Origin of the sequence: Brachybacterium sp. SGAir0954, from assembly GCF_005490785.1 — a bacterium.
GTDB lineage: Bacteria > Actinomycetota > Actinomycetes > Actinomycetales > Dermabacteraceae > Brachybacterium > Brachybacterium rhamnosum.
This window is the reverse complement of the sequence record NZ_CP027295.1, coordinates 403,706-421,416: the sequence shown is the minus strand read 5'-3', so window position 1 is coordinate 421,416 and position 17,711 is coordinate 403,706. Positions and strand designations below refer to the sequence as shown.

The following is a 17,711-nucleotide window of genomic DNA, read 5'->3' as shown; positions in this document are numbered from 1 at the left end:
GTCGGCCGGCCTTGACACGTGTGAAAGCTGCGCCGCATACTCATCCCACCTCACTTCGACACGTGAAGAAGTGTGGTTCCGGATCACCCCCCTGTGCCGCTGCTCGACGAAGAGGACCGCATGGCCACCCGATCACCCCTCACCCGCCGCGCGCTGCTCGGCGCCGCCGGTCTCGCCGGCGTCGCCGGCACCGCCGCCGCGTGGCCGCGCCTCACCGGGGCCGACATCCCCGGCCGCGGCGACGACGCCCTCACCGTGCTCATCCTCGGCACCGCCCAGGACGCCGCCGGCCGCCAGCAGATCGCCGACGCTTTCACGGAGGAGCACCCGGACATCCCCGTGCGCATCCAGTCCGTGCAGGCCACCGACTGGGGCGACTTCTTCGCGAAGATCCTCACCATGGTCGCCTCCGGCACCCAGCCGGACGTCGTCTACACCGCCACCGAGGGCGCCCAGCTCTTCGCCGAGCGCCTCGCCCTGCCGCTGGACGACTACCTGCTGCGCGATGCCGACGCGGTGCGCGACTACTTCGAGGACGTCCACCCCAGCCTCATCGAGGCGTTCATGTACAAGGGCTCGCTCTACCAGCTGCCCCTCGACTTCAACGCCGCGAACATGTACCTCAACCTCGACGTCCTCGAGCGCAACGGGCTGGAGATGCCGGGCGAGGACTGGAACCGCGACGACTTCACCGAGCTGCTGCGCGGCATGCAGGGCGACGCGACGCCGTACTACTGGACCAACCGCCTCTTCGGCGGGATCGTCCCCTGGCTCTACGTCAACGACACCTCCTTCCTCACCGAGGAGAGGGCGCAGGGCGGCGAGCAGCTGTGGTCCACCTTCTATCCCGGTGAGGAGCGCTCCGGCGGCTACCTCTGGACCGGCTCCAACGCGACCCACGAACGGGTCCACGAGAGCGTCGAGTACCTCCGCACCCTCGTCCAGGACGGCCTCGCCGTGCGCCCCGAGGAGGGCGGCGGCAACACCCTCGTGGGGCTCTTCGCCTCCGGCCGCATCGGCTCCACCCCCGCCGGCGGCTACTGGGTCCAGGGCCTCGCCGAGGGCGGCATGACCGCCGAGCAGTACGACGTGCAGTTCTTCCCCCGCTGGCGCACCCAGCGCCACCAGTTCGGCGCCGCCGGCTACGCGGTCATGAAGACCACGGAGAAGGCCGACCAGGCCTGGGAGTGGATCAAGTTCACCGCCTCGAAGCAGGCCATGCAGCTCGCCTTCCCGACGCCGTCGACCACGCCCACCCGGCGCTCCATGGTCACCGACTCGCTCTACACGGGCGTGGGCCCCGAGCACTGGTCCCGCTTCTACGACACCCTCGACCGCTTCCCGACCTCCGGCCCGATCCCCGCGCCGCCCCAGCAGGCCGCCGTCGAGACCGCCCTCATCCGCAACATCTCCACCGCACTCTCCGGCGGGGCCGGCGGCGTGGCCCGCGCCCTCGCCGCGCTGGACCGCGACCTGCGCGCCGTCTTCACCGAGGAGGACGCATGACCACCGACTCCCGCGGCACCCTGCTGCGCTGGATCTTCCTGGCCCCCACGATGCTCGGGGTGGGCCTGTTCGTCCTCGTGCCGATCGTCGGCTCCCTCGTCCTGGCCTTCTTCCGCTGGGACATCATCACCTCGCCGCGGTTCGTGGGCCTCCAGAACTTCACCGACCTCGCCGCGGACTCCACCGTCGCCGTCTCCTTCCTCAACACCGCCGTGTTCGTGGTCGTCGCGGTCGCCGCGCAGCTCGCGATCGCCATGCTGCTCGCGGTGCTCGTGCAGTCGCGGATGCCGGCCTGGCTGCGGGTGTTCTTCCGCTCCACCTTCTTCTTCCCGCTCGTGCTCTCCGCGGCGAGCGTCTCGATCCTCATGAAGTACCTCTTCAACGAGAGCTACGGCGTCATCAACTGGGCGCTGTCCCTCGTCGGGATCCCCGCGGTGCCCTGGCTGACCAGCCCGCAGTGGGCGATGGTCGTCGTCATCGCGGTGTACGTCTGGCAGAACTTCGGCTTCTCGTTCCTGCTGTTCATCGGCGGCCTCGCCGCGGTGCCGCAGGAGGTCTACGAGGCCGGAGCGATCGACGGCGCGACCGGGTGGCGGCGCTTCCGGCACCTCACGCTGCCGCTCGTGAGCCCCACGGTGCTCGTCGCCTCGGTGATGGCGATCATCTCCGCGCTGCAGGTCTTCGACCAGCCCTACGTGCTCACCCGCGGCGGCCCCGGCGACTCGACCCGCACGGTCGTCATGGTCATCTACGAGAGCGCCTTCCGGGAGCTCGAGTTCGGCCGCGCGAGCGCGATCGGCCTCGTGCTCATGGTGCTGATCATGCTGGTCACCGCCGCCCAGTTCCGCCTCGCCCGCCGCTTCGTCTTCTACCAGTGAGGAGCGTCCCGCCCATGACCCCTCACCCCTCTCCGTCCGGAGGCGTCCGATGACCCGCAAGCTCCCCTCCCTCGCCCGCTACGCCGCGCTCGCCGTCGCCGCGGTGCTCACCCTGGGGCCCGTCTGGTGGACCTTCACCACCTCGCTGCGGCCCGCCGCGGAGTCCTTCTCCCTGCCGCCGAGCTTCTTCCCGCTGAGCCCCGACTTCTCGAGCTACGCGGCGGTGTTCGAGCAGATCGGCGTGCCGCTGCTCGTGCTCAACAGCGCCCTGGTCACCGGGGTCATCGCCGTGGGCCAGATGATCACCGCCGCGATGGCCGGCTACGTCTTCGCCCGCATGGAGTTCCGCGGCAAGAACGCCCTCTTCGCGATCGTGCTCTCCACGATGATGGTGCCCGCGCAGGTGACGATCGTGCCCGTGTTCATGCTGATCCGCGGGATGGGCCTCTCCGACACGCTGCTCGCGCTGATCCTCCCGGCGATCCCCACGGCCTTCGGCACCTTCCTCATGCGCCAGTACTTCCTGGGCCTGCCGCTCGAGCTCGGCGAGGCCGCCGCGATCGACGGGGCGAGCCCCTGGCGCACCTTCTCCTCGATCTACGCGCCGCTGGCCCTGCCGGGCATGGCGATCGTGGGGGTGCTCGCCTTCAACTTCCACTGGAACGAGTTCTTCCGCCCGCTGATCTTCATGATCTCCGAGCAGAACTACACGCTGCCCTTGGGTCTGGTCACGCTCCAGGGCAACCTGGGCACGGGGTCGATCTCCGTGGTCCTCGCCGGGGTGGTGCTGTCGATGGTCCCCGCGGTCGTCGTGTTCCTCTTCGGCCAGCGTTACCTCCGCGAGGGCCTCACCGCCGGCGCCTCGAAGTGACCTCTGCCCACGCCGATCCCCCTCCGCCCCGCGAGAGAGACGAGACCCCCATGACCGCCCTGCACTTCCCGTCCCTGCACCGCGTCCACCCCCGCGGTTGGCTCAACGACCCCAACGGGATCCTCCACCACGACGGGCGCTGGCACGTCTACTTCCAGCACCACCCCGAGGAGCCCCGCCACCGCGACATCCTCTGGGGCCACATGTCCTCCCCGGACCTCGTGCGCTGGCGCGAGGAGCCCCACGGCCCCGTGCCCCGTGCCGGCGAGGCGGACCGCGGCGGCTGCTGGAGCGGCGTGGGCCTCGTGGACACCGCGGAGGACGGCACGGCGCTGCCCACCCTCGTCTACTCGGGCGTGGACGGCGTGCGCAACGACCTCTCCCAGGTCGTCGTCGCCCGCACCGACGCGCAGCTGCAGGGCGTCACCCGCTCCGTCGTCGCCGCCCCCGTGCCCGAGGAGCTCGACCTCGAGGGCGTGCGGGACCCGTTCGTGTTCACGCTCGACGGCCACCGCTGGGCGATCCAGGGCGCCGGGATCCGCGAGGGCGAGGACGTGGTCCCCGCGATCCTGCTCTACGACGCGACGGACCTCGAGCACTGGGAGTACCGCGGCACCCTGCTCACCGGGCACGATCCCGTCGCAGCCCAGCACGTCCACGCGGAGATCTGGGAGTGCCCGCAGCTCGTGCGCCTCGGCGACGAGTGGGCCCTGCTCGTCTCGCTCTGGTACCGCTCCGAGCGCGTCCCCGGCTCGATCACCGAATCCGCCTACCTGCTGGGCTCGCTGACCACGGGCGAGGACGGCCTGCCCCGCTTCGCGCCCCGCACCGGCGGCTCCGTGGACACGGGCCCGGACTTCTACGCGCCGCAGGCCGTCGTCGATGCGGAGGGGGATCGGGTGCTGCTGTGGGGCTGGTCCTGGGAGCACGCCGGCCGCACGCAGGAGCAGACCGACGCCCAGGGATGGGCAGGCTGCCTCACCTTCCCGCGCGAGCTGGGCCTCGACGGCGACCTGCTCGTCTCCTCCGCGCCCGCCGAGCTCACCGCCCTGCGCGGGGAGGAGATGACCGTCCAGGAGGGCACGCTCGAGGTCACCGCGCCGCTGCGGGCGGAGGTCCGCACGGCCGGCCCCGTCACCGTCACGCTGCACTGGGCGGGCGGCGCCGAGGAGGCTCTGCTCGCGCACGCGGGCGGCCCCGCGACGCTCCTGCTCGACGCGGGCATCCTCGAGCTGCTGCCCGAGGCCGGCACCCCGTCGACCGTGCGCCTCTACCCCGAGGGCGGGGACGCGGTGCGCTTCCGCGGCGAGGTCGAGCAGGCCTGGGAGCTGCGCCTGCCCTGAGCGGAGAGCGGGGCAGCGGCGGGGCTCAGGGCGTGCGCACGCCGCCGAAGACGAGCGTGCGCCGCAGCGCGAAGCCGAGCTTCTCGTAGGCCGCGATCGCGCCGGTGTTCGCGGCGCTCGCGTGGAGCAGCGCCCGGTCGCCGCGCTGCTGCACGGCGTGGGCGACGTCGAGCACGAGCGCGGAGGCGAGGCCCTGGCGGCGCTGGGAGGGGTCCACGCACACGGCGCTGATCTCGGTCCAGCCGTCGGGGTGGAGGCGCTCGCCGGCCATGGCGACGAGGCGGCCCTCGCGGCGCACGCCCACGTAGCGGCCCATCTCCACGGTGCGGGGGAGGAAGGGGCCGGGCTTGGTGCGCTCGACGAGGGCGATCATCTCCTCGGCGTCCGCGAGGCCCAGCTCCTCCGCCTCGGCGAAGGGACGCGGGGCGAGGGCGTCGGTCTGGACGAGCTGCACGCCGGGCACGCGGTACTCCCAGGTCCAGCCGTCGGGGATGACGGGATCGGCATGGGAGACGCCGACGACGGCGTCGTGCCCGAAGACCTCGAGGATCGCGCCCCAGACGCCCGGGTCCTCCCAGTCGCGGACCCCGACGAAGGGGGAGACGTCCGCGGGGTAGTGCTTGACGAGCTCGTTGCCGATCGCGAGGTGCGCATGGGCTCCGGTGAGCGCGGACCAGGCGGGGCGGTCCAGCACACTCTCCTCGGCGTACGGGGCGTCGCTCGGCGACGGGTCCTGCTGCGGCTGCTTCGGCTGCGCGACGTTCTCGATCGTGGCCACGGATCGCCCTCTCTGCGCGGTGGTGCGAGGAGCTCACCGTAGGTCCGTCCCGCGCACGCGGTCACGCGCGCGGGACGGTATGTGACGAACGCTGACCGCGGGGGGCGCCGGGTCATCGCCCGCGGGGAGCCGCTCGGGGGTCGAGCACGGCCTCGGTGCTGCGGCTCCTCGACCGGCGGGGATCTGTTCGGTGACGGGTCGGTAGCACCGTGCGAGGCGGACGGCGTCGGAAGAAATGCCCTGTGGCCTGCGCTGATGGACGCGCGTCAGAGATGTGACGATCTTGTAAAGAGACTGGCAAAGATGTTCAAGACTTCGTAAAGTTCTTTCGCGCCCGCCTCTCGGCAGGCGCACCGCGGGTCCCGGCCGTCGGCCACGGATCCCGATCCAGGGGGAACAGTCATGCATCACACCATCAGCCGCAGAGCAGGCGGCCGCCGCACCAGGATCCTCGCCCTCGCCGCCGTCGGCATCCTCGCCGCGGGCGGCGGGACGGCCGCCGGGCTCGCCGGCGGGGTCGGCGCCGCCGCCGCTCCCGCCGACGTCGCCGCCGGGACGGGGGACGTCGCCGGGGGCACGGGCGACGCCGCCGCCCCCGTCGTGGACGTCCCCGACTCGTGGGACGGCACGATCTCCGCGAGCGAGATCGGCAGCTCCTACTCCTACGTCGCCGTGGACTACCTCTACGGCGCGAGCCGTGGGGCGAGCTCGATGAGCGCCGCGACGATCGCCGGCCAGGAGTTCTTCGCCGGCTCCGACGCCGTGTGCTCCGGGAAGGCCGTGCTCGACGGCCGTGCCTCCCGCTGCACCTTCACCGACGACGACTCGGGCGAACAGCTCCGGGCGACCGTCCGCCTCGTGGCGACGCCCTTCGCCGGCCGTGCCCTGATCGTCGCCGCCGATGACCAGGACGCCCCTCGGGCGACGGTGCCCGAGGGTGCGCAGGTCGGGTACTGGGGCGCCGACGCCCCCTCGCCCGCGAGGGTCACGGCCTCCGACCTCGAGCACACCGTCATCAACGCCGTGATGATGGGCTCCAACTCCGACGGCGACCTGCCGGAGGACCTCGCCGCGGGCTGCACCGTCCTGGATCGCGGCGCCCACGGCACCTGCACGATCACCGGCTCCGGCGGCGGCGACGGCACCTACTACCTCACCCAGCAGACCGCGATCGACGGCGGGCCGGGATACGTGGTCACCGCGCTCGACGCGGGCGGCTCCGGCGTCACGCTCCCCTCGAGCTGGGCGGGCACCGTCTCCACGAGCCGGGTCGGGAACGAGGGCGGGGGCGTCGGCCTCGAGCACCTCTACCAGGATCGCGCCGTGACCTCGGTCAGCGCGAGGTCCATCGCCGGCGGTGAGTACTTCGGCGGCTACGACGCCGTCTGCACCGGGAAGGCCGTGCTCGACGGCCGCGCCTCCCACTGCACGTCCACGAACCCGGACACGGGGGAGAAGGACACGTCCACCGTGCGCCTCGTGCGGACCCCCTTCGGTCGGGCGCTGCTCGTCCTCGAGGACCCGGACGCGGCGCAGAAGCTCCCGGTCGCGAAGGGCGCCGAGATCTCGCTGTCCTGGGCCGACGCGCCCTCCGCCTCGGAGGCCACCGCGGAGGACATCGAGGAGGCCTCGATCAACGCGGTGATGCTCGGCCGGGCCGCGGACGGCGACCTGCCTGCGGGCATCACGAGCGAGTGCACCGTGCTCGACGAGGGCCACCACGCGGTGTGCACCCTCGACGGGACCGACGGCGCGGACGGCACCTACTACGCCACCTCGCAGGTCAACGAGGACCTCACCTACGTCTTCACGGCGCTGCCGGAGGACTGACACGGCCGTCGGCCCACGGGCCGGCGGAGCGGGCTCCGTCCGTACCGGGTGCGGGACGGGAGCGGAAGGGGACGGATCAGGGGGCGCGGTCGGGGGACCGCGGGATCCGGCCCCGGCCGGCGCCGACGACGAGTCGGCGCCGGCCGTGCGTCCGGGCCTAGGATCGAGGCCATGTCCGAGCGTCCCGCGCCGACCGACGCCGATCCCCTCGGGGTCCCGTCGCCGTCGGACGAGCCCGCAGGGCAGGACGGGACCGCGCTGCCCGATTACGCGGCACGCGACGTGCACGCCGCACCCGCGCCGGCGCCCGGCTTGGAGTGCGACGAGGCGGAGGCGGGGGACCGGCCCTTCCCGCCCTGGGCGATCGTCAGCGTCGTCGCCCTCCTGGTGATCGGGCTGCTCGCCGGCCTCGTGATCGTCGCCGGCGCGCTCGACACCGCCGAGCGCCTCCGCGCGGCGCCCACCACGGCCACGACACCCACGGATCCCGGCCCGCGCTCGACGCCCGCGACCGGCGACCCGTCGCTGCGTCCCGGCAGCGTCGACCGGGCGGGCGGCGGCGCCGCCCCCGACGGCAGCTTCTCCGATCCCGCGACCGTCGGCGAGGACACCCTGAGCTGGCCCACCTGGGACGGCGGCACCGTGCACGTCCGGGCCGCCGAGGTGGACCCGGACGCCGAGCTCCCGCACGCACCGGGCACCGATGTCGTCGAGGACGGCCACCAGCTCGTGCTCGTCACCCTCGAGATCTCCTACGAGGGGCCCGGGCAGTTCCAGCCGCTCTCCGAGATGTGGTTCTCCGCGCAGACCGACCTCGGCTACGCGACGGACGTCCTGCCCGGCATGGCGCCGGACGCGATCGACACCGTCGGCGCGATCCGGGACGGCCAGCACGCGAGCGCCCGCTGCGCCTTCGTGCTCGTCTCCACCCAGATGGACGGCGCACGGATCGTGCTCCAGCCCTACGACGGGGAGCCGCTGCACTATGCGCTGGGCTGATCCGGCCCGCCCCTCGCAGAACCCCATCTGACCTGCGCGCACGGTGACCGAACCGTGACTTGTGGACGGGTGTGCGCACCCCTAGCATCCGGATCATGAGCCTGCCGTCCTCCCGCGCCCCCCATGAGAGCGCCCCGCCCCTCGCGCCTGCCGTGCCGTCGGCCCCCGGAGCCGTCGCCCCGCCCTCGGCGCCCCGCGGCGGCCGGCCCGGATGGGTGCTCCCGGTGATCACCGCGACCGTCGTCGTGGGGCTGCTGCTCGCCCTCGGCATCGTCGCCGGCACCGTGCTCGTCGCGCTGCGGCTGAGCCAGGGCGACGACCTCGCCCTGGACACGTACTCCGGGAGCGACGAGGTGGGCGGGGTCGTCACCGACTCCTCGGGCACCGTGGTCGACGACGGCACGGGCGGCTACGACCACCCCGGAACCGTCGGCGAGCACACGGTCGCCTGGGGCACCTGGGACGGCGGCACCATGAGCGTGGGCATCGACAGCGCGGAGGTCGGCGGCACGATCCCCGGCCACGAGGACCTGCCGCGCACCGGCTTCACGCTCGTGAGCGTCGAGGGGACGGTGGCCTACGAGGGTCCCGGCAGCCTCGTGCTCACCGACGAGCTCTGGCTGGGCGCCGAGACCGATCTCGTCTACGTGGACGACATGTCCCCCGGGGTGGTCCAGGGCTCGCTCGGCGAGCTGCCGCCGCTCGAGGACGGCGGGACGGTCGCCTTCACGGCCGTGTTCGTCGTCCCGGCGGGCGAGGAGGACGGCGTGATCATCGATGCGTCGAGCGGCGAGGGGGACTTCTCCTGGGAGCTGCCCTGAGGCCACGGAGGGGCTGAGCCGCGGCCGCGGTGGACAAGCGGCCCGGCCGCGCGGCATGATCTATGTGAAACCCGCGGTACTACACATCCGTGGCGCACGACCTCGACGACGAGTCCGCGAAAGGCACCCCCTGATGAGCAGCTACACCGAGCACGTCACCCGCGTCCTGACGGAGGACCTCGACCACCCCGCCCTCGGCACCGTCGCCGTCCTCACGCTCGCCCCGCCGGAGGGCGAGGAGCGTCGCCCCGCGACCCTCGGCCCGCAGTCCATCGAGGCCGTGACCGGCGCGATCGACACGGCGCTCGACCGCGCGGAGGCCGGGGAGATCGGCGCGATCGCCCTCACCGGCACCGGCCGCGTCTTCCTCGCCGGCGCCGACCTCTCGATGTTCGCCGACGCGCAGGCCGCCGGCAGCGTCCCCGCCATGACCGAGCGCGCGCACGCCCTCCAGGTCCGCGTGCGCACGAGCCCCGTCCCCGTGCTCGCCCACCTCAACGGCGCCGCCCTCGGCGGCGGCCTCGAGGTCGCCCTCATGGCCGACGTCCGCACCGCCGTCCCCGGCGCCCGCGGCATCGGCCTCCCGGAGACCGGCCTCGGCATCCTCCCCGGCTGGGGCGGCACCACCCTCCTCCAGAGCGTCGTCGGCCCCGAGACCGCCGTGCGGATGGTGCTCGAGGACCCCGCCCGCGACAAGCAGCTCTCCGCTGCGCAGGCCCTCGAGATCGGGCTCGTCGACGAGCTCGCCGAGGACCTCCCCGCCGCGCTCGACGCCTTCGCCGCGATCGTCGCCGCCCATGACGACGAGGAGGCCGAGGACGGCGCCGGGAGCACGACGGCCTGGGCCGGCCGCATCTCCCCGCTGCCCGCCGCCGGCAGCCCCGAGGCGGAGGAGCTCGCCGACGCCCTCGACGCCCCGCACACCTCCGCGGAGACCCGCCGTCAGTGGGCCGCACGCCTCGAGGCGCAGGGCGCGCCGTCCGTCTCCCGCGCCCTCGACCTGCTCCAGCAGCTGCCCGGCTCGACCCTCGAGGACGCCCTAGCCCGCGAGGCGACCGCCCTCACGGAGCTCGCCGCGACCCCCGCCGCCGCCGGGGCGATCCACGCCGCGGAGCTCCTGCGCCACGGCAAGCCCGGCCGCCGGCCCGTCGAGGGCGCGCGCGAGATCCGCTCCGTGGGTGTCGCCGGCGCCGGCCTCATGGCCTCCCAGATCGCCGCGCAGCTCGCCCTGGGCCTGCAGGTCCCCGTCATCATGCGCGACCTCGACGCCGCCATCGCGGAGAAGGGCCTCGCGCACGCCCGCGAGGTCGTCGCCGAGGCCGCCTCCCGCGGCCTGCTCGACGAGAGCGCCGCGAGCGCCGTCGCCGCCGGGCTCTCCGTCACGACCGACGTCGCCGACCTCGCCGGCTGCGACCTCGTCCTCGAGGCCGTCCCCGAGGTGCTCGCGATCAAGCGCTCCGTGTTCCAGGAGCTCGAGGGCGTGCTCTCCCCGGAGGCGCTGCTCGTCTCCAACACCTCCTCCCTCTCCGTCGCCGCCATGGCGGAGGGCCTCGCGCACCCCGAGCGCGTGGTCGGCCTGCACTTCTTCAACCCGGTCGCGAAGATGCCGCTCGTCGAGGTGATCCACACCGAGCAGACGGACGACGCGACCCTCGCCACCGGCCTCGAGGTGGTGCGCCGCCTGCGGAAGTTCGGCGTGCGCAGCGCCGACGCCCCCGGGTTCATCGTCAACCGGCTCCTGTTCCGCGTGCTCGGCGCCGTGCTCGCCTCCCTCGACGCAGGCGCCGATCCCGCCGAGGTCGACGCCTCCCTGCACCCGCTGGGCCTGCCCATGCGGCCCTTCACCCTGCTCGACCTCGTGGGCCTCAAGGTCGCCGACCACGTGGGGGAGGTGCTGCGCGGCGAGCTCGGCGAGCGGTTCCACGCCTCCCCGGGCCTGCACGAGATGGCCGAGCGCGGCGGCCGCTTCACCGACCGGGTCAAGGGCGCTGTGCACGCACCGGTCTCCGCGGCCGTCGGCGAGGTCTTCGGCGCCGGCGGGGCGAGCGGCAGCGCGCCCGTGGGCGATGCCCTGCTCGAGGTGGTCCAGGACGGCCTCGCCGAGGAGATCGGCCTCATGCTCGACGAGCACGTCGTCGAGAGCCCCGACCAGATCGACCTCGGGATGATCCTCGGCGCCGGCTTCCCGCGCCATCGCGGCGGCATCACGCCGTACCTCGACCAGGTGGGCGCCTCCGAGCGCGCCGCCGGCCGCCGCTTCCACGGGGACCGCTTCGCCCGCTCCTGAGTCCCCGGAGCAGGAGCGGCACGGCCGCCGGGGCCCGCGGGCCCCGGCGGCCGTTGTCATGTCGTGACCGTGCGGGCGCGGCCTGACGGGGTGAGGGAGGTCTCCCGCCCCTTACGATGTGGCGATCGGGCCGCGGCCCGACGTCCAGGCATGACACGAGGAAGGGGACGGCGCCGTGGCATCGGCGTCGGCAGGAGCATGTCGCAGCCACCGCAGAACCCTTGGGGGCAGCCGCCGTCGGACGACGGCCTCGGCGGGCAGGACCCCGCAGGCCAGCAGGGCAGCTGGCAGCAGGATCCGGCCGCCGGCCAGGGGGACTTCGCCCAGCAGCCCGGCCAGTACGACGCCCCGGGGCAGTACGACGCCGCCGGCCAATACGGCCAGGCGGGCGGGTACGGCCAGCCGTCCGCGAACGGCTACGGCCAGCCCTCGGCGAACGGGGCGGGTCAGCCCGCCTACGGGCAGGGCAGCCCGGCGCCCGGATTCGGCGACCCGCAGAGCCCCTCCTTCGCCCCGACCTTCGGCGGCGCGCCCCAGGGCGGCGAGCCGCCCAAGAAGGGCAACGGCGGGAAGATCGCACTGTTCGTGTGCATCGGCTGCGCCGTGCTCGCGGTGCTCCTCGTCCTCGTGGGCGGCGGCATCTTCCTGTTCTCGAACAGCGGCGGCGACGATCCGACGGATCCGCCCAGCACCACCACCTCCGAGCCGGAGACCACGGACCCGACCACCGAGCCCGAGACCACGGATCCCACCACGGAGGAGACCACCACCGAGGAGCCGACCACCCAGGCCGCCGGCGACAAGGGGACGAAGGACAACCCGTACTCGATCGGCGAGACCTTCACGATGGACGACGGCAACGGCGGCACGGTCGACGTCACCATCGGGGAGATCAACTGGGAGGCCTCCGACGAGGTCAAGAAGGCCAATCAGTTCAATGAGGAGCCGGGTGACGGCAACACCTACATCCTGGTCCCGGTCACCGTGACGTACCACGGCAGCGAGAGCCTCGAGCCGATGTTCTCCGTGAGCGGCGAGTACGTCACGAAGGACGGGAACTCCTTCACCGACAACGGCACGGTCACCCCCAAGAGCTCGATCGACGTGGGTACGCTCTACGACGGAGCCTCGGGTGAATGGCAGGAGGGGATCGTCATCCCCAGCGACCAGGCCAAGACCGGCTCGTTCAAGTTCACCGTCTTCACGGACTTCACCTCGGACGGCGTCTGGGTCGCCGCGATCTGACGGCCGCGGCCCCCACAGGTCACCGTGCGGCGGCCCGCCCTCCCCTCGGGGACGGCGGGCCGTCGTGCGTCCGGCGCCCGAGCTCAGCGGCGCGGGGCCGCCCAGGCGTCGAGCCGCTCGAGGGCCTGCTCGATCGTCGGCACGTCCTTGCAGAAGGCGAGCCGCAGGTACGCGCGGGCGTCCCCACCGGGCGCCTGCGCCGCTGCGCCCTCACGGTAGAAGGCGCTGAGCGGGATCCCCACCACCCCGGCCTCCGCCGGGAGCCGCTCCGCGAGGGCCGCGGCGTCGGCCTCGCCGAGCGGGGCGGCGTCGGCGACGACGAAGTAGCCCGAGGCCGGGACGGCGACGCGGAAGCCGATCTCGCGCAGGCCTCCCACGAGCAGGTCACGGCGCGCACGGAGGTCCTCCGCGATCGCGGTGAAGGCCTCGTCGGGCAGGCGCAGGCCCTCCGCGACCGCCCCCTGGAAGGGCGCCCCGGAGGTGTACGTGAGCCACTGCTTCACGCCGGTGATCGCGGTGAGCAGCTCCGGCCGCGCCGTCACCCAGCCGATCTTCCACCCGGTCACCGAGAAGGTCTTGCCGGCGGAGGAGATCGAGACGGTGCGGTCCTGCGCGCCGGGCAGCGCGGCGAGCGGGGTGTGCACGGCGCCGTCGTAGGTGAGGTGCTCGTAGACCTCGTCGGTCACGAGCACGGCGTCGACCGCCGCGGCCTCGTCCACGAGCCGCTGCAGCACGGGGGAGGGGAGCATGAGCCCCGTCGGGTTGTGCGGGGTGTTCACGAGCACGAGCCGTGTGCGCGCGGAGAACGCGGCGGCGACCGCGGCCTCCTCGACCTCGAGCACGAGGTCCCCGCGCTCGTCCGTGCGGGAGGAGACGGGGATCGTGCGGTGCACGCCGCCCGCGAGCGCGATCACCGCCGCGTACTGGTCGTAGAACGGCTCGAGCGTCACGACCTCGTCGCCGGGCCGGACCAGCGCGAGCAGGGTCGCGGCGAGCGCCTCGGTGGCCCCCGTCGTCACGAGCACCTCGCTCGCGGGATCCCAGACGAGGCGGTGGAAGCGCTGCTGGTGCTCGGCGACGGCCTCCCGCAGCACCGCCTCGCCCGCCCCCGGCGGGTACTGGTTGCGGCCGGCCCGGATCGCGGCGACCGCTGCCTCCGCGACGACCTCGGGCGGGTCCGTCTCAGGGAAGCCCTGACCCAGGTTCGCGGCGCCCGTGCGGGCGGCGAGCGCGGACATCCGCGCGAAGACGGTGGGGCGGGCCTGCCCGTCCACGAGCAGTCCGGCGGCCTGCGAGGCCCGGGTCCAGGGTCCGTTCACGTCCATGCCCGGCAGTGTCGCAGAGCCGTCGCGCGGCGGGCCTCAGCGCTCGCGGGGGAAGACGAACCGGCCGTAGGTGACGTAGCGGAACGACGTCGAGACGACCTGGCCGATGAGCGTGCCGGAGATGTTGTCCGCGAGCGGGGAGTCGAGGCCCAGCACGTAGCGGGAGAAGCCGAGGCACGCGAGCTGCAGGCCCGCGGCGATCACGTTGACGATCACGAAGGCGAGGATCGAGCGGGTCGTGTGCGGCGCCGGCCGGTCGCCGAAGGTCCACAGCCGGTTGCCGACGTAGGTGAAGCACGAGGCGACGGCGATCGTGAGGATCTTCGCGGGGATCGGGTGCGCGTGCAGGACGCCCTCGCCCCAGCCGCCGCCGGGCGTCCAGAACACGAGCAGGTTGTACATCGCGGCGTCGAGCAGGAAGACGATCCCGCCCACGGTGAGGAAGGCGAGGGACGGCCGCAGGTGCGAGAGCAGGAACGCCCCGAGCCGTGCGGAGCGGGAGGCGGGCGGGGCCGACGGGGCCGCGGCCGGAGCGCTCTGGCTGTTCCCGGCCGGCGCGCTCTGGCGGGTCCCGGGCTTCGACACGCACGGCACTGTACCGGAGGGCGCGCGCTACCCTGGGAGTCCTGCCGCTGCGACGGGACCGGAACGGACGTCCCTGGGAGCGCGCGGCAGATCCGCAGCGACGGGACCCCGTCCTGCCGGCGCCGGTCATGACCGCGCGCCCGGCGGGGACGCGGCTCCCTGGGAGCGCGCGGACACCCGGACCAGGGGCCCGCCACGGGCCCCGGAGGCCGGGGACCACCTCTTCACGGAAGGCCACCATGACCCACGTCGCCCTCGCCATCGCCGGATCCGAGGCCACCGGAGGCGCCGGCGCGCAGACGGACCTCAAGACGTTCCACCAGCTCGGCACCTTCGGCACCGCGGCGCTCACCTGCATCGTCTCCTTCGACCCGAAGAACGACTGGGGCCACCGCTTCGTCCCCGTCGAGCCGCAGGTCATCCGCGACCAGATCGAGGCGACCACCGCGGTGCACGACATCGACACGGTGAAGATCGGCATGCTCGGCACGCCCGCCACGATCGACGCGGTCGCCGCCTCCCTCGCGGAGCGCGACTTCACGAACGTCGTCCTGGACCCGGTGCTCATCTGCAAGGGTCAGGAGCCCGGCGCCGCGCTGGACACGGACAACGCGCTCAAGGAGAAGATCCTGCCGCTCGCCACGTTCGTCACCCCGAACCACTTCGAGACGCTCTCCCTCTCCGGCATGGAGTCGATCGAGACCGTCGAGGACCTCACCGAGGCCGCGAAGCGCATCCACGACACGTACGACGTCACCGTCCTCGCCAAGGGCGGCGTGGTCCTCCCCGGCGTCGACGCGGTGGACGTGTTCTACGACGGCGAGCAGATCGTCCAGCTGTCCAGCCCCAAGATCGGCGAGGAGCGGGTCTCCGGCGCCGGCTGCACCCTCGCCGCCGCCGTCACCGCGGAGCTCGCCAAGGGCGCCAGCGAGCTCGAGGCCGCGCGCACCGCGAAGGCCGTGGTCACGAGCTCGATCGAGAACCGCCAGGGCGGCCACGCCCCCTTCGAGGCCGTCTACCAGGGCGCCTACCGGGCCTGACCCGCCACGGCCCGGCGCGGCCCGCCGGCCCGAACCGGCCCGCCGGCCCGGCGACCGGCCACGGGACGTCTTCGCGCAGGTTCCCTCGATTTCGGGGACATCTGCGCGAAGACGTCCCGTCGTCATGTCGGGAACCCGTCATGCCCGCCCGCGGCCCAGCCCGGCCTTCCCCGCGCTCCCGCCCACCCCGCCGTCGGGGCCGCGGGACGTCCTCGTACGGGTCCCCTCGTTTTCGGGGGTGACCCGTACGAAGAGGTCCCGTACCCCTCTGCCCGCCCCTGCCCGCCCCGCCGCCTCCCCGCGCCGGCCCGCCGAGGTCACGGAAGCGTCCCGGATCCCGGCCATCCGGCCACACAAGTGGACAAGCGCCCTCGAACTGCCCAGGATCGGGACATGGATCACAGCCTCCCCGACGCCGATCCCGCCGCCCAGGGCGCGGGCCCGGACCCTGCGCCGCCGCTGATCTCCGTGCGCGGCGTGAGCAAGCACTTCGGGGACTTCGTCGCGCTGAACGACGTGGACCTCGACGTGCGCCGCGGCGAGGTCGTCGCGGTGATCGGCGCCTCGGGCTCGGGCAAGTCGACCCTGTGCCGCTGCATCAACCGCCTGGAGACGATCACCTCGGGCGAGATCCGCATCGACGACGAGCTGCTGCCGGAGGAGGGTCGCGAGCTCACCCGGCTCCGCTCCGACGTCGGCATGGTGTTCCAGTCCTTCAACCTCTTCCCGCACCTGCGCGCGATCGACAACATCACGCTCGGCCCGCGCAAGGTGCGCGGCGCCTCGAAGGCGGAGGCCGAGCAGCGGGCGCGCGAGCTGCTCGAGCGGGTGGGCCTCGCGGACAAGGCGCACAGCCTCCCCGCGGAGCTCTCCGGCGGGCAGCAGCAGCGCGTCGCGATCGCCCGGGCGCTCGCGATGGACCCCAAGGCGCTGCTCTTCGACGAGCCGACGTCGGCCCTGGACCCCGAGGTGATCAACGAGGTCCTCGACGTCATGGGCTCCCTCGCCGAGCGCGGCATGACGATGCTCGTGGTCACGCACGAGATGGGCTTCGCCCGCCACGTGTGCGACCGCGTGGTGTTCATGGACCGCGGCGAGATCGTCGAGGAGGGCGAGCCCGAGCAGTTCTTCACCGCCCCGCGCACGCAGCGGGCCCGGGACTTCCTCTCCACGATCCTCCCGCACTGACCCCACCCGATCCCTCGACCCCAGGAGCCCCTCATGACCCGCAAGATCCGTCCCGGCCGCCGTTCCCTGCTCGCCGCCGCGGCCGCCGTGCCCGCGGTCGCCGCCCTCGCCGCCTGCTCCTCCGACTCGACCGACGCCCCGTCCCTGGGAGGCTCCGGGGCGAGCGACGGCGGCGCGGCGAGCGGCGAGTACGACGCCGTCATCGCCGGCGGCCCCGTCGCGGAGGACTCCGCGATCTCCGGCAGCGCCTGGGCGACCGCGATCAAGGAGAAGGGCAAGCTCGTGCGCGGCGGCACCACCGCCAACCAGGTCTTCTCGATCATCGACCCGGCGACCGACAAGGTCACCGGCTTCGACGCCGGCATCACCCAGCTGCTCGCGCGCTACATCCTCGGCGAGGGCGGTGAGGAGAAGGTCGAGTACATCGACACGACCGTCGAGACCCGCGAGACGATGGTCCAGAACGACACCGTGGACTGCGTCATCGCGACGTACTCGATCACCGCCGAGCGCCTCGAGAAGATCGACTTCGCCGGCCCCTACTACCTCTCCGGCACCTCCATCCAGGTGCGCACCGAGGACAAGGACTCGATCACCGGCCCCGCGGACCTCACCGGCAAGAAGCTCGTCACCCAGTCCAACTCGACCGGCATCCAGGCGATCGAGGACAACGTGACGGACCCGGGCGACGTCGAGACCCTCGCGGACAACGAGTCCTGCGTCGCCGCGCTCAAGCAGAAGCGCGTGGACGCGTACGTGCTGGACCAGGGCGTGCTGCTGGGGAACTCGAAGGCCGACCCGGACGTCACCGTGGTGGGGGAGCCCTTCACCGAGGACCCCTACGGGATCGGGCTGAACAAGGAGCACGCGGACGCCCTCGAGCTCGTCAACGCCTTCCTCGAGGCGATCGAGTCCGACGGCACCTGGAAGAAGCTCTACGAGGCGACCATCGGCCAGGTCATCGAGGGCGACGCCCCCGAGCCGCCCACCGTCGGCGACCTCCCCGCCTGAGGCG

General features: G+C 73.3%; 15 protein-coding genes. 12 read left to right on the top strand and 3 right to left on the bottom strand.

Annotation, left to right across the window (positions count from 1 at the left end):
- The first annotated feature begins 120 nt into the window (after window positions 1–120).
- Genes C1N80_RS01890 through C1N80_RS01875 form a run of 4 tightly spaced genes read left to right on the top strand, consistent with a single transcriptional unit; the run spans window position 121 to window position 4,598 of the window.
- Complete coding sequence (locus C1N80_RS01890; protein ID WP_137769221.1) at window positions 121–1,506, top strand: extracellular solute-binding protein; 1,386 nt, start codon at window positions 121–123, stop codon at window positions 1,504–1,506.
- Window positions 1,503–2,384 carry a carbohydrate ABC transporter permease gene (locus tag C1N80_RS01885; protein ID WP_137769220.1) on the top strand — a complete coding sequence of 294 codons (882 nt, stop codon included), beginning with the start codon at window positions 1,503–1,505 and terminating at the stop codon, window positions 2,382–2,384. Before C1N80_RS01890 ends, C1N80_RS01885 begins: the two co-directional genes overlap by 4 nt.
- A gap of 49 nt (window positions 2,385–2,433) precedes the next feature.
- Window positions 2,434–3,255 carry a carbohydrate ABC transporter permease gene (locus C1N80_RS01880; protein ID WP_137769219.1) on the top strand — a complete coding sequence of 274 codons (822 nt, stop codon included), beginning with the start codon at window positions 2,434–2,436 and terminating at the stop codon, window positions 3,253–3,255.
- Window positions 3,256–3,305: 50 nt separating this feature from the next.
- The gene (locus C1N80_RS01875; protein WP_137769218.1) at window positions 3,306–4,598 is read left to right on the top strand and encodes a glycoside hydrolase family 32 protein; all 1,293 of its coding nucleotides are present in this window, start codon (window positions 3,306–3,308) and stop codon (window positions 4,596–4,598) included.
- A gap of 25 nt (window positions 4,599–4,623) precedes the next feature.
- Here the strand turns inward: C1N80_RS01875 and C1N80_RS01870 are convergent, their stop codons facing one another.
- Window positions 4,624–5,367 carry a GNAT family N-acetyltransferase gene (locus C1N80_RS01870; protein ID WP_168198135.1) on the bottom strand — a complete coding sequence of 248 codons (744 nt, stop codon included), beginning with the start codon at window positions 5,365–5,367 and terminating at the stop codon, window positions 4,624–4,626.
- A gap of 411 nt (window positions 5,368–5,778) precedes the next feature.
- On the opposite strand from C1N80_RS01870, the gene C1N80_RS01865 reads away from it, so the two are divergent.
- From C1N80_RS01865 to C1N80_RS01845, 5 genes are all read left to right on the top strand, one after another.
- Window positions 5,779–7,206 carry a hypothetical protein gene (locus tag C1N80_RS01865; RefSeq protein ID WP_137769217.1) on the top strand — a complete coding sequence of 476 codons (1,428 nt, stop codon included), beginning with the start codon at window positions 5,779–5,781 and terminating at the stop codon, window positions 7,204–7,206.
- 171 nt (window positions 7,207–7,377) lie between these two features.
- Window positions 7,378–8,205: a hypothetical protein gene (locus C1N80_RS01860; RefSeq protein ID WP_137769216.1), complete on the top strand. Its 828-nt coding sequence runs from the start codon at window positions 7,378–7,380 to the stop codon at window positions 8,203–8,205.
- Window positions 8,206–8,300: 95 nt separating this feature from the next.
- Window positions 8,301–9,026, top strand: coding sequence for a hypothetical protein (locus C1N80_RS01855; RefSeq protein WP_137769215.1), 726 nt, complete (start codon window positions 8,301–8,303; stop codon window positions 9,024–9,026).
- 133 nt (window positions 9,027–9,159) lie between these two features.
- Window positions 9,160–11,313 (top strand): 3-hydroxyacyl-CoA dehydrogenase NAD-binding domain-containing protein, encoded by a 2,154-nt coding sequence (locus C1N80_RS01850; RefSeq protein WP_137769214.1) that lies wholly within the window; start codon window positions 9,160–9,162, stop codon window positions 11,311–11,313.
- A gap of 198 nt (window positions 11,314–11,511) precedes the next feature.
- Complete coding sequence (locus C1N80_RS01845) at window positions 11,512–12,558, top strand: proline-rich domain-containing protein (RefSeq protein ID WP_137769213.1); 1,047 nt, start codon at window positions 11,512–11,514, stop codon at window positions 12,556–12,558.
- A gap of 83 nt (window positions 12,559–12,641) precedes the next feature.
- Here the strand turns inward: C1N80_RS01845 and C1N80_RS01840 are convergent, their stop codons facing one another.
- Both C1N80_RS01840 and C1N80_RS01835 read right to left on the bottom strand, forming a co-directional pair.
- Window positions 12,642–13,883 (bottom strand): aminotransferase class I/II-fold pyridoxal phosphate-dependent enzyme, encoded by a 1,242-nt coding sequence (locus C1N80_RS01840; protein ID WP_137769212.1) that lies wholly within the window; start codon window positions 13,881–13,883, stop codon window positions 12,642–12,644.
- A 36-nt stretch (window positions 13,884–13,919) separates the two neighbouring features.
- The gene (locus tag C1N80_RS01835; protein WP_168197991.1) at window positions 13,920–14,468 is read right to left on the bottom strand and encodes a GtrA family protein; all 549 of its coding nucleotides are present in this window, start codon (window positions 14,466–14,468) and stop codon (window positions 13,920–13,922) included.
- Window positions 14,469–14,707: 239 nt separating this feature from the next.
- On the opposite strand from C1N80_RS01835, the gene C1N80_RS01830 reads away from it, so the two are divergent.
- From C1N80_RS01830 to C1N80_RS01820, 3 genes are all read left to right on the top strand, one after another.
- Complete coding sequence (locus C1N80_RS01830; protein ID WP_137769210.1) at window positions 14,708–15,508, top strand: hydroxymethylpyrimidine/phosphomethylpyrimidine kinase; 801 nt, start codon at window positions 14,708–14,710, stop codon at window positions 15,506–15,508.
- A 393-nt stretch (window positions 15,509–15,901) separates the two neighbouring features.
- A complete protein-coding gene (locus C1N80_RS01825; protein ID WP_137769209.1) occupies window positions 15,902–16,696 on the top strand; it encodes an amino acid ABC transporter ATP-binding protein in 795 nt (264 codons plus the stop codon).
- A 33-nt stretch (window positions 16,697–16,729) separates the two neighbouring features.
- Window positions 16,730–17,707, top strand: coding sequence for a glutamate ABC transporter substrate-binding protein (locus C1N80_RS01820; protein WP_137769208.1), 978 nt, complete (start codon window positions 16,730–16,732; stop codon window positions 17,705–17,707).
- Window positions 17,708–17,711 lie beyond the last annotated feature (4 nt).

Bases quoted from the DNA above. Each gene is read 5' to 3' on its own strand.
- C1N80_RS01845 (WP_137769213.1), top strand. From the start codon at position 11,512: ATGTCGCAGCCACCGCAGAACCCTTGGGGGCAGCCGCCGTCGGACGAC.
- C1N80_RS01820 (WP_137769208.1), top strand. From the start codon at position 16,730: ATGACCCGCAAGATCCGTCCCGGCCGCCGTTCCCTGCTCGCCGCCGCG.
- C1N80_RS01825 (WP_137769209.1), top strand. From the start codon at position 15,902: ATGGATCACAGCCTCCCCGACGCCGATCCCGCCGCCCAGGGCGCGGGC.
- C1N80_RS01875 (WP_137769218.1), top strand. From the start codon at position 3,306: ATGACCGCCCTGCACTTCCCGTCCCTGCACCGCGTCCACCCCCGCGGT.
- C1N80_RS01855 (WP_137769215.1), top strand. From the start codon at position 8,301: ATGAGCCTGCCGTCCTCCCGCGCCCCCCATGAGAGCGCCCCGCCCCTC.
- C1N80_RS01890 (WP_137769221.1), top strand. From the start codon at position 121: ATGGCCACCCGATCACCCCTCACCCGCCGCGCGCTGCTCGGCGCCGCC.
- C1N80_RS01865 (WP_137769217.1), top strand. From the start codon at position 5,779: ATGCATCACACCATCAGCCGCAGAGCAGGCGGCCGCCGCACCAGGATC.
- C1N80_RS01840 (WP_137769212.1), bottom strand. From the start codon at position 13,883: ATGGACGTGAACGGACCCTGGACCCGGGCCTCGCAGGCCGCCGGACTG.
- C1N80_RS01830 (WP_137769210.1), top strand. From the start codon at position 14,708: ATGACCCACGTCGCCCTCGCCATCGCCGGATCCGAGGCCACCGGAGGC.
- C1N80_RS01860 (WP_137769216.1), top strand. From the start codon at position 7,378: ATGTCCGAGCGTCCCGCGCCGACCGACGCCGATCCCCTCGGGGTCCCG.
- C1N80_RS01885 (WP_137769220.1), top strand. From the start codon at position 1,503: ATGACCACCGACTCCCGCGGCACCCTGCTGCGCTGGATCTTCCTGGCC.
- C1N80_RS01850 (WP_137769214.1), top strand. From the start codon at position 9,160: ATGAGCAGCTACACCGAGCACGTCACCCGCGTCCTGACGGAGGACCTC.
- C1N80_RS01880 (WP_137769219.1), top strand. From the start codon at position 2,434: ATGACCCGCAAGCTCCCCTCCCTCGCCCGCTACGCCGCGCTCGCCGTC.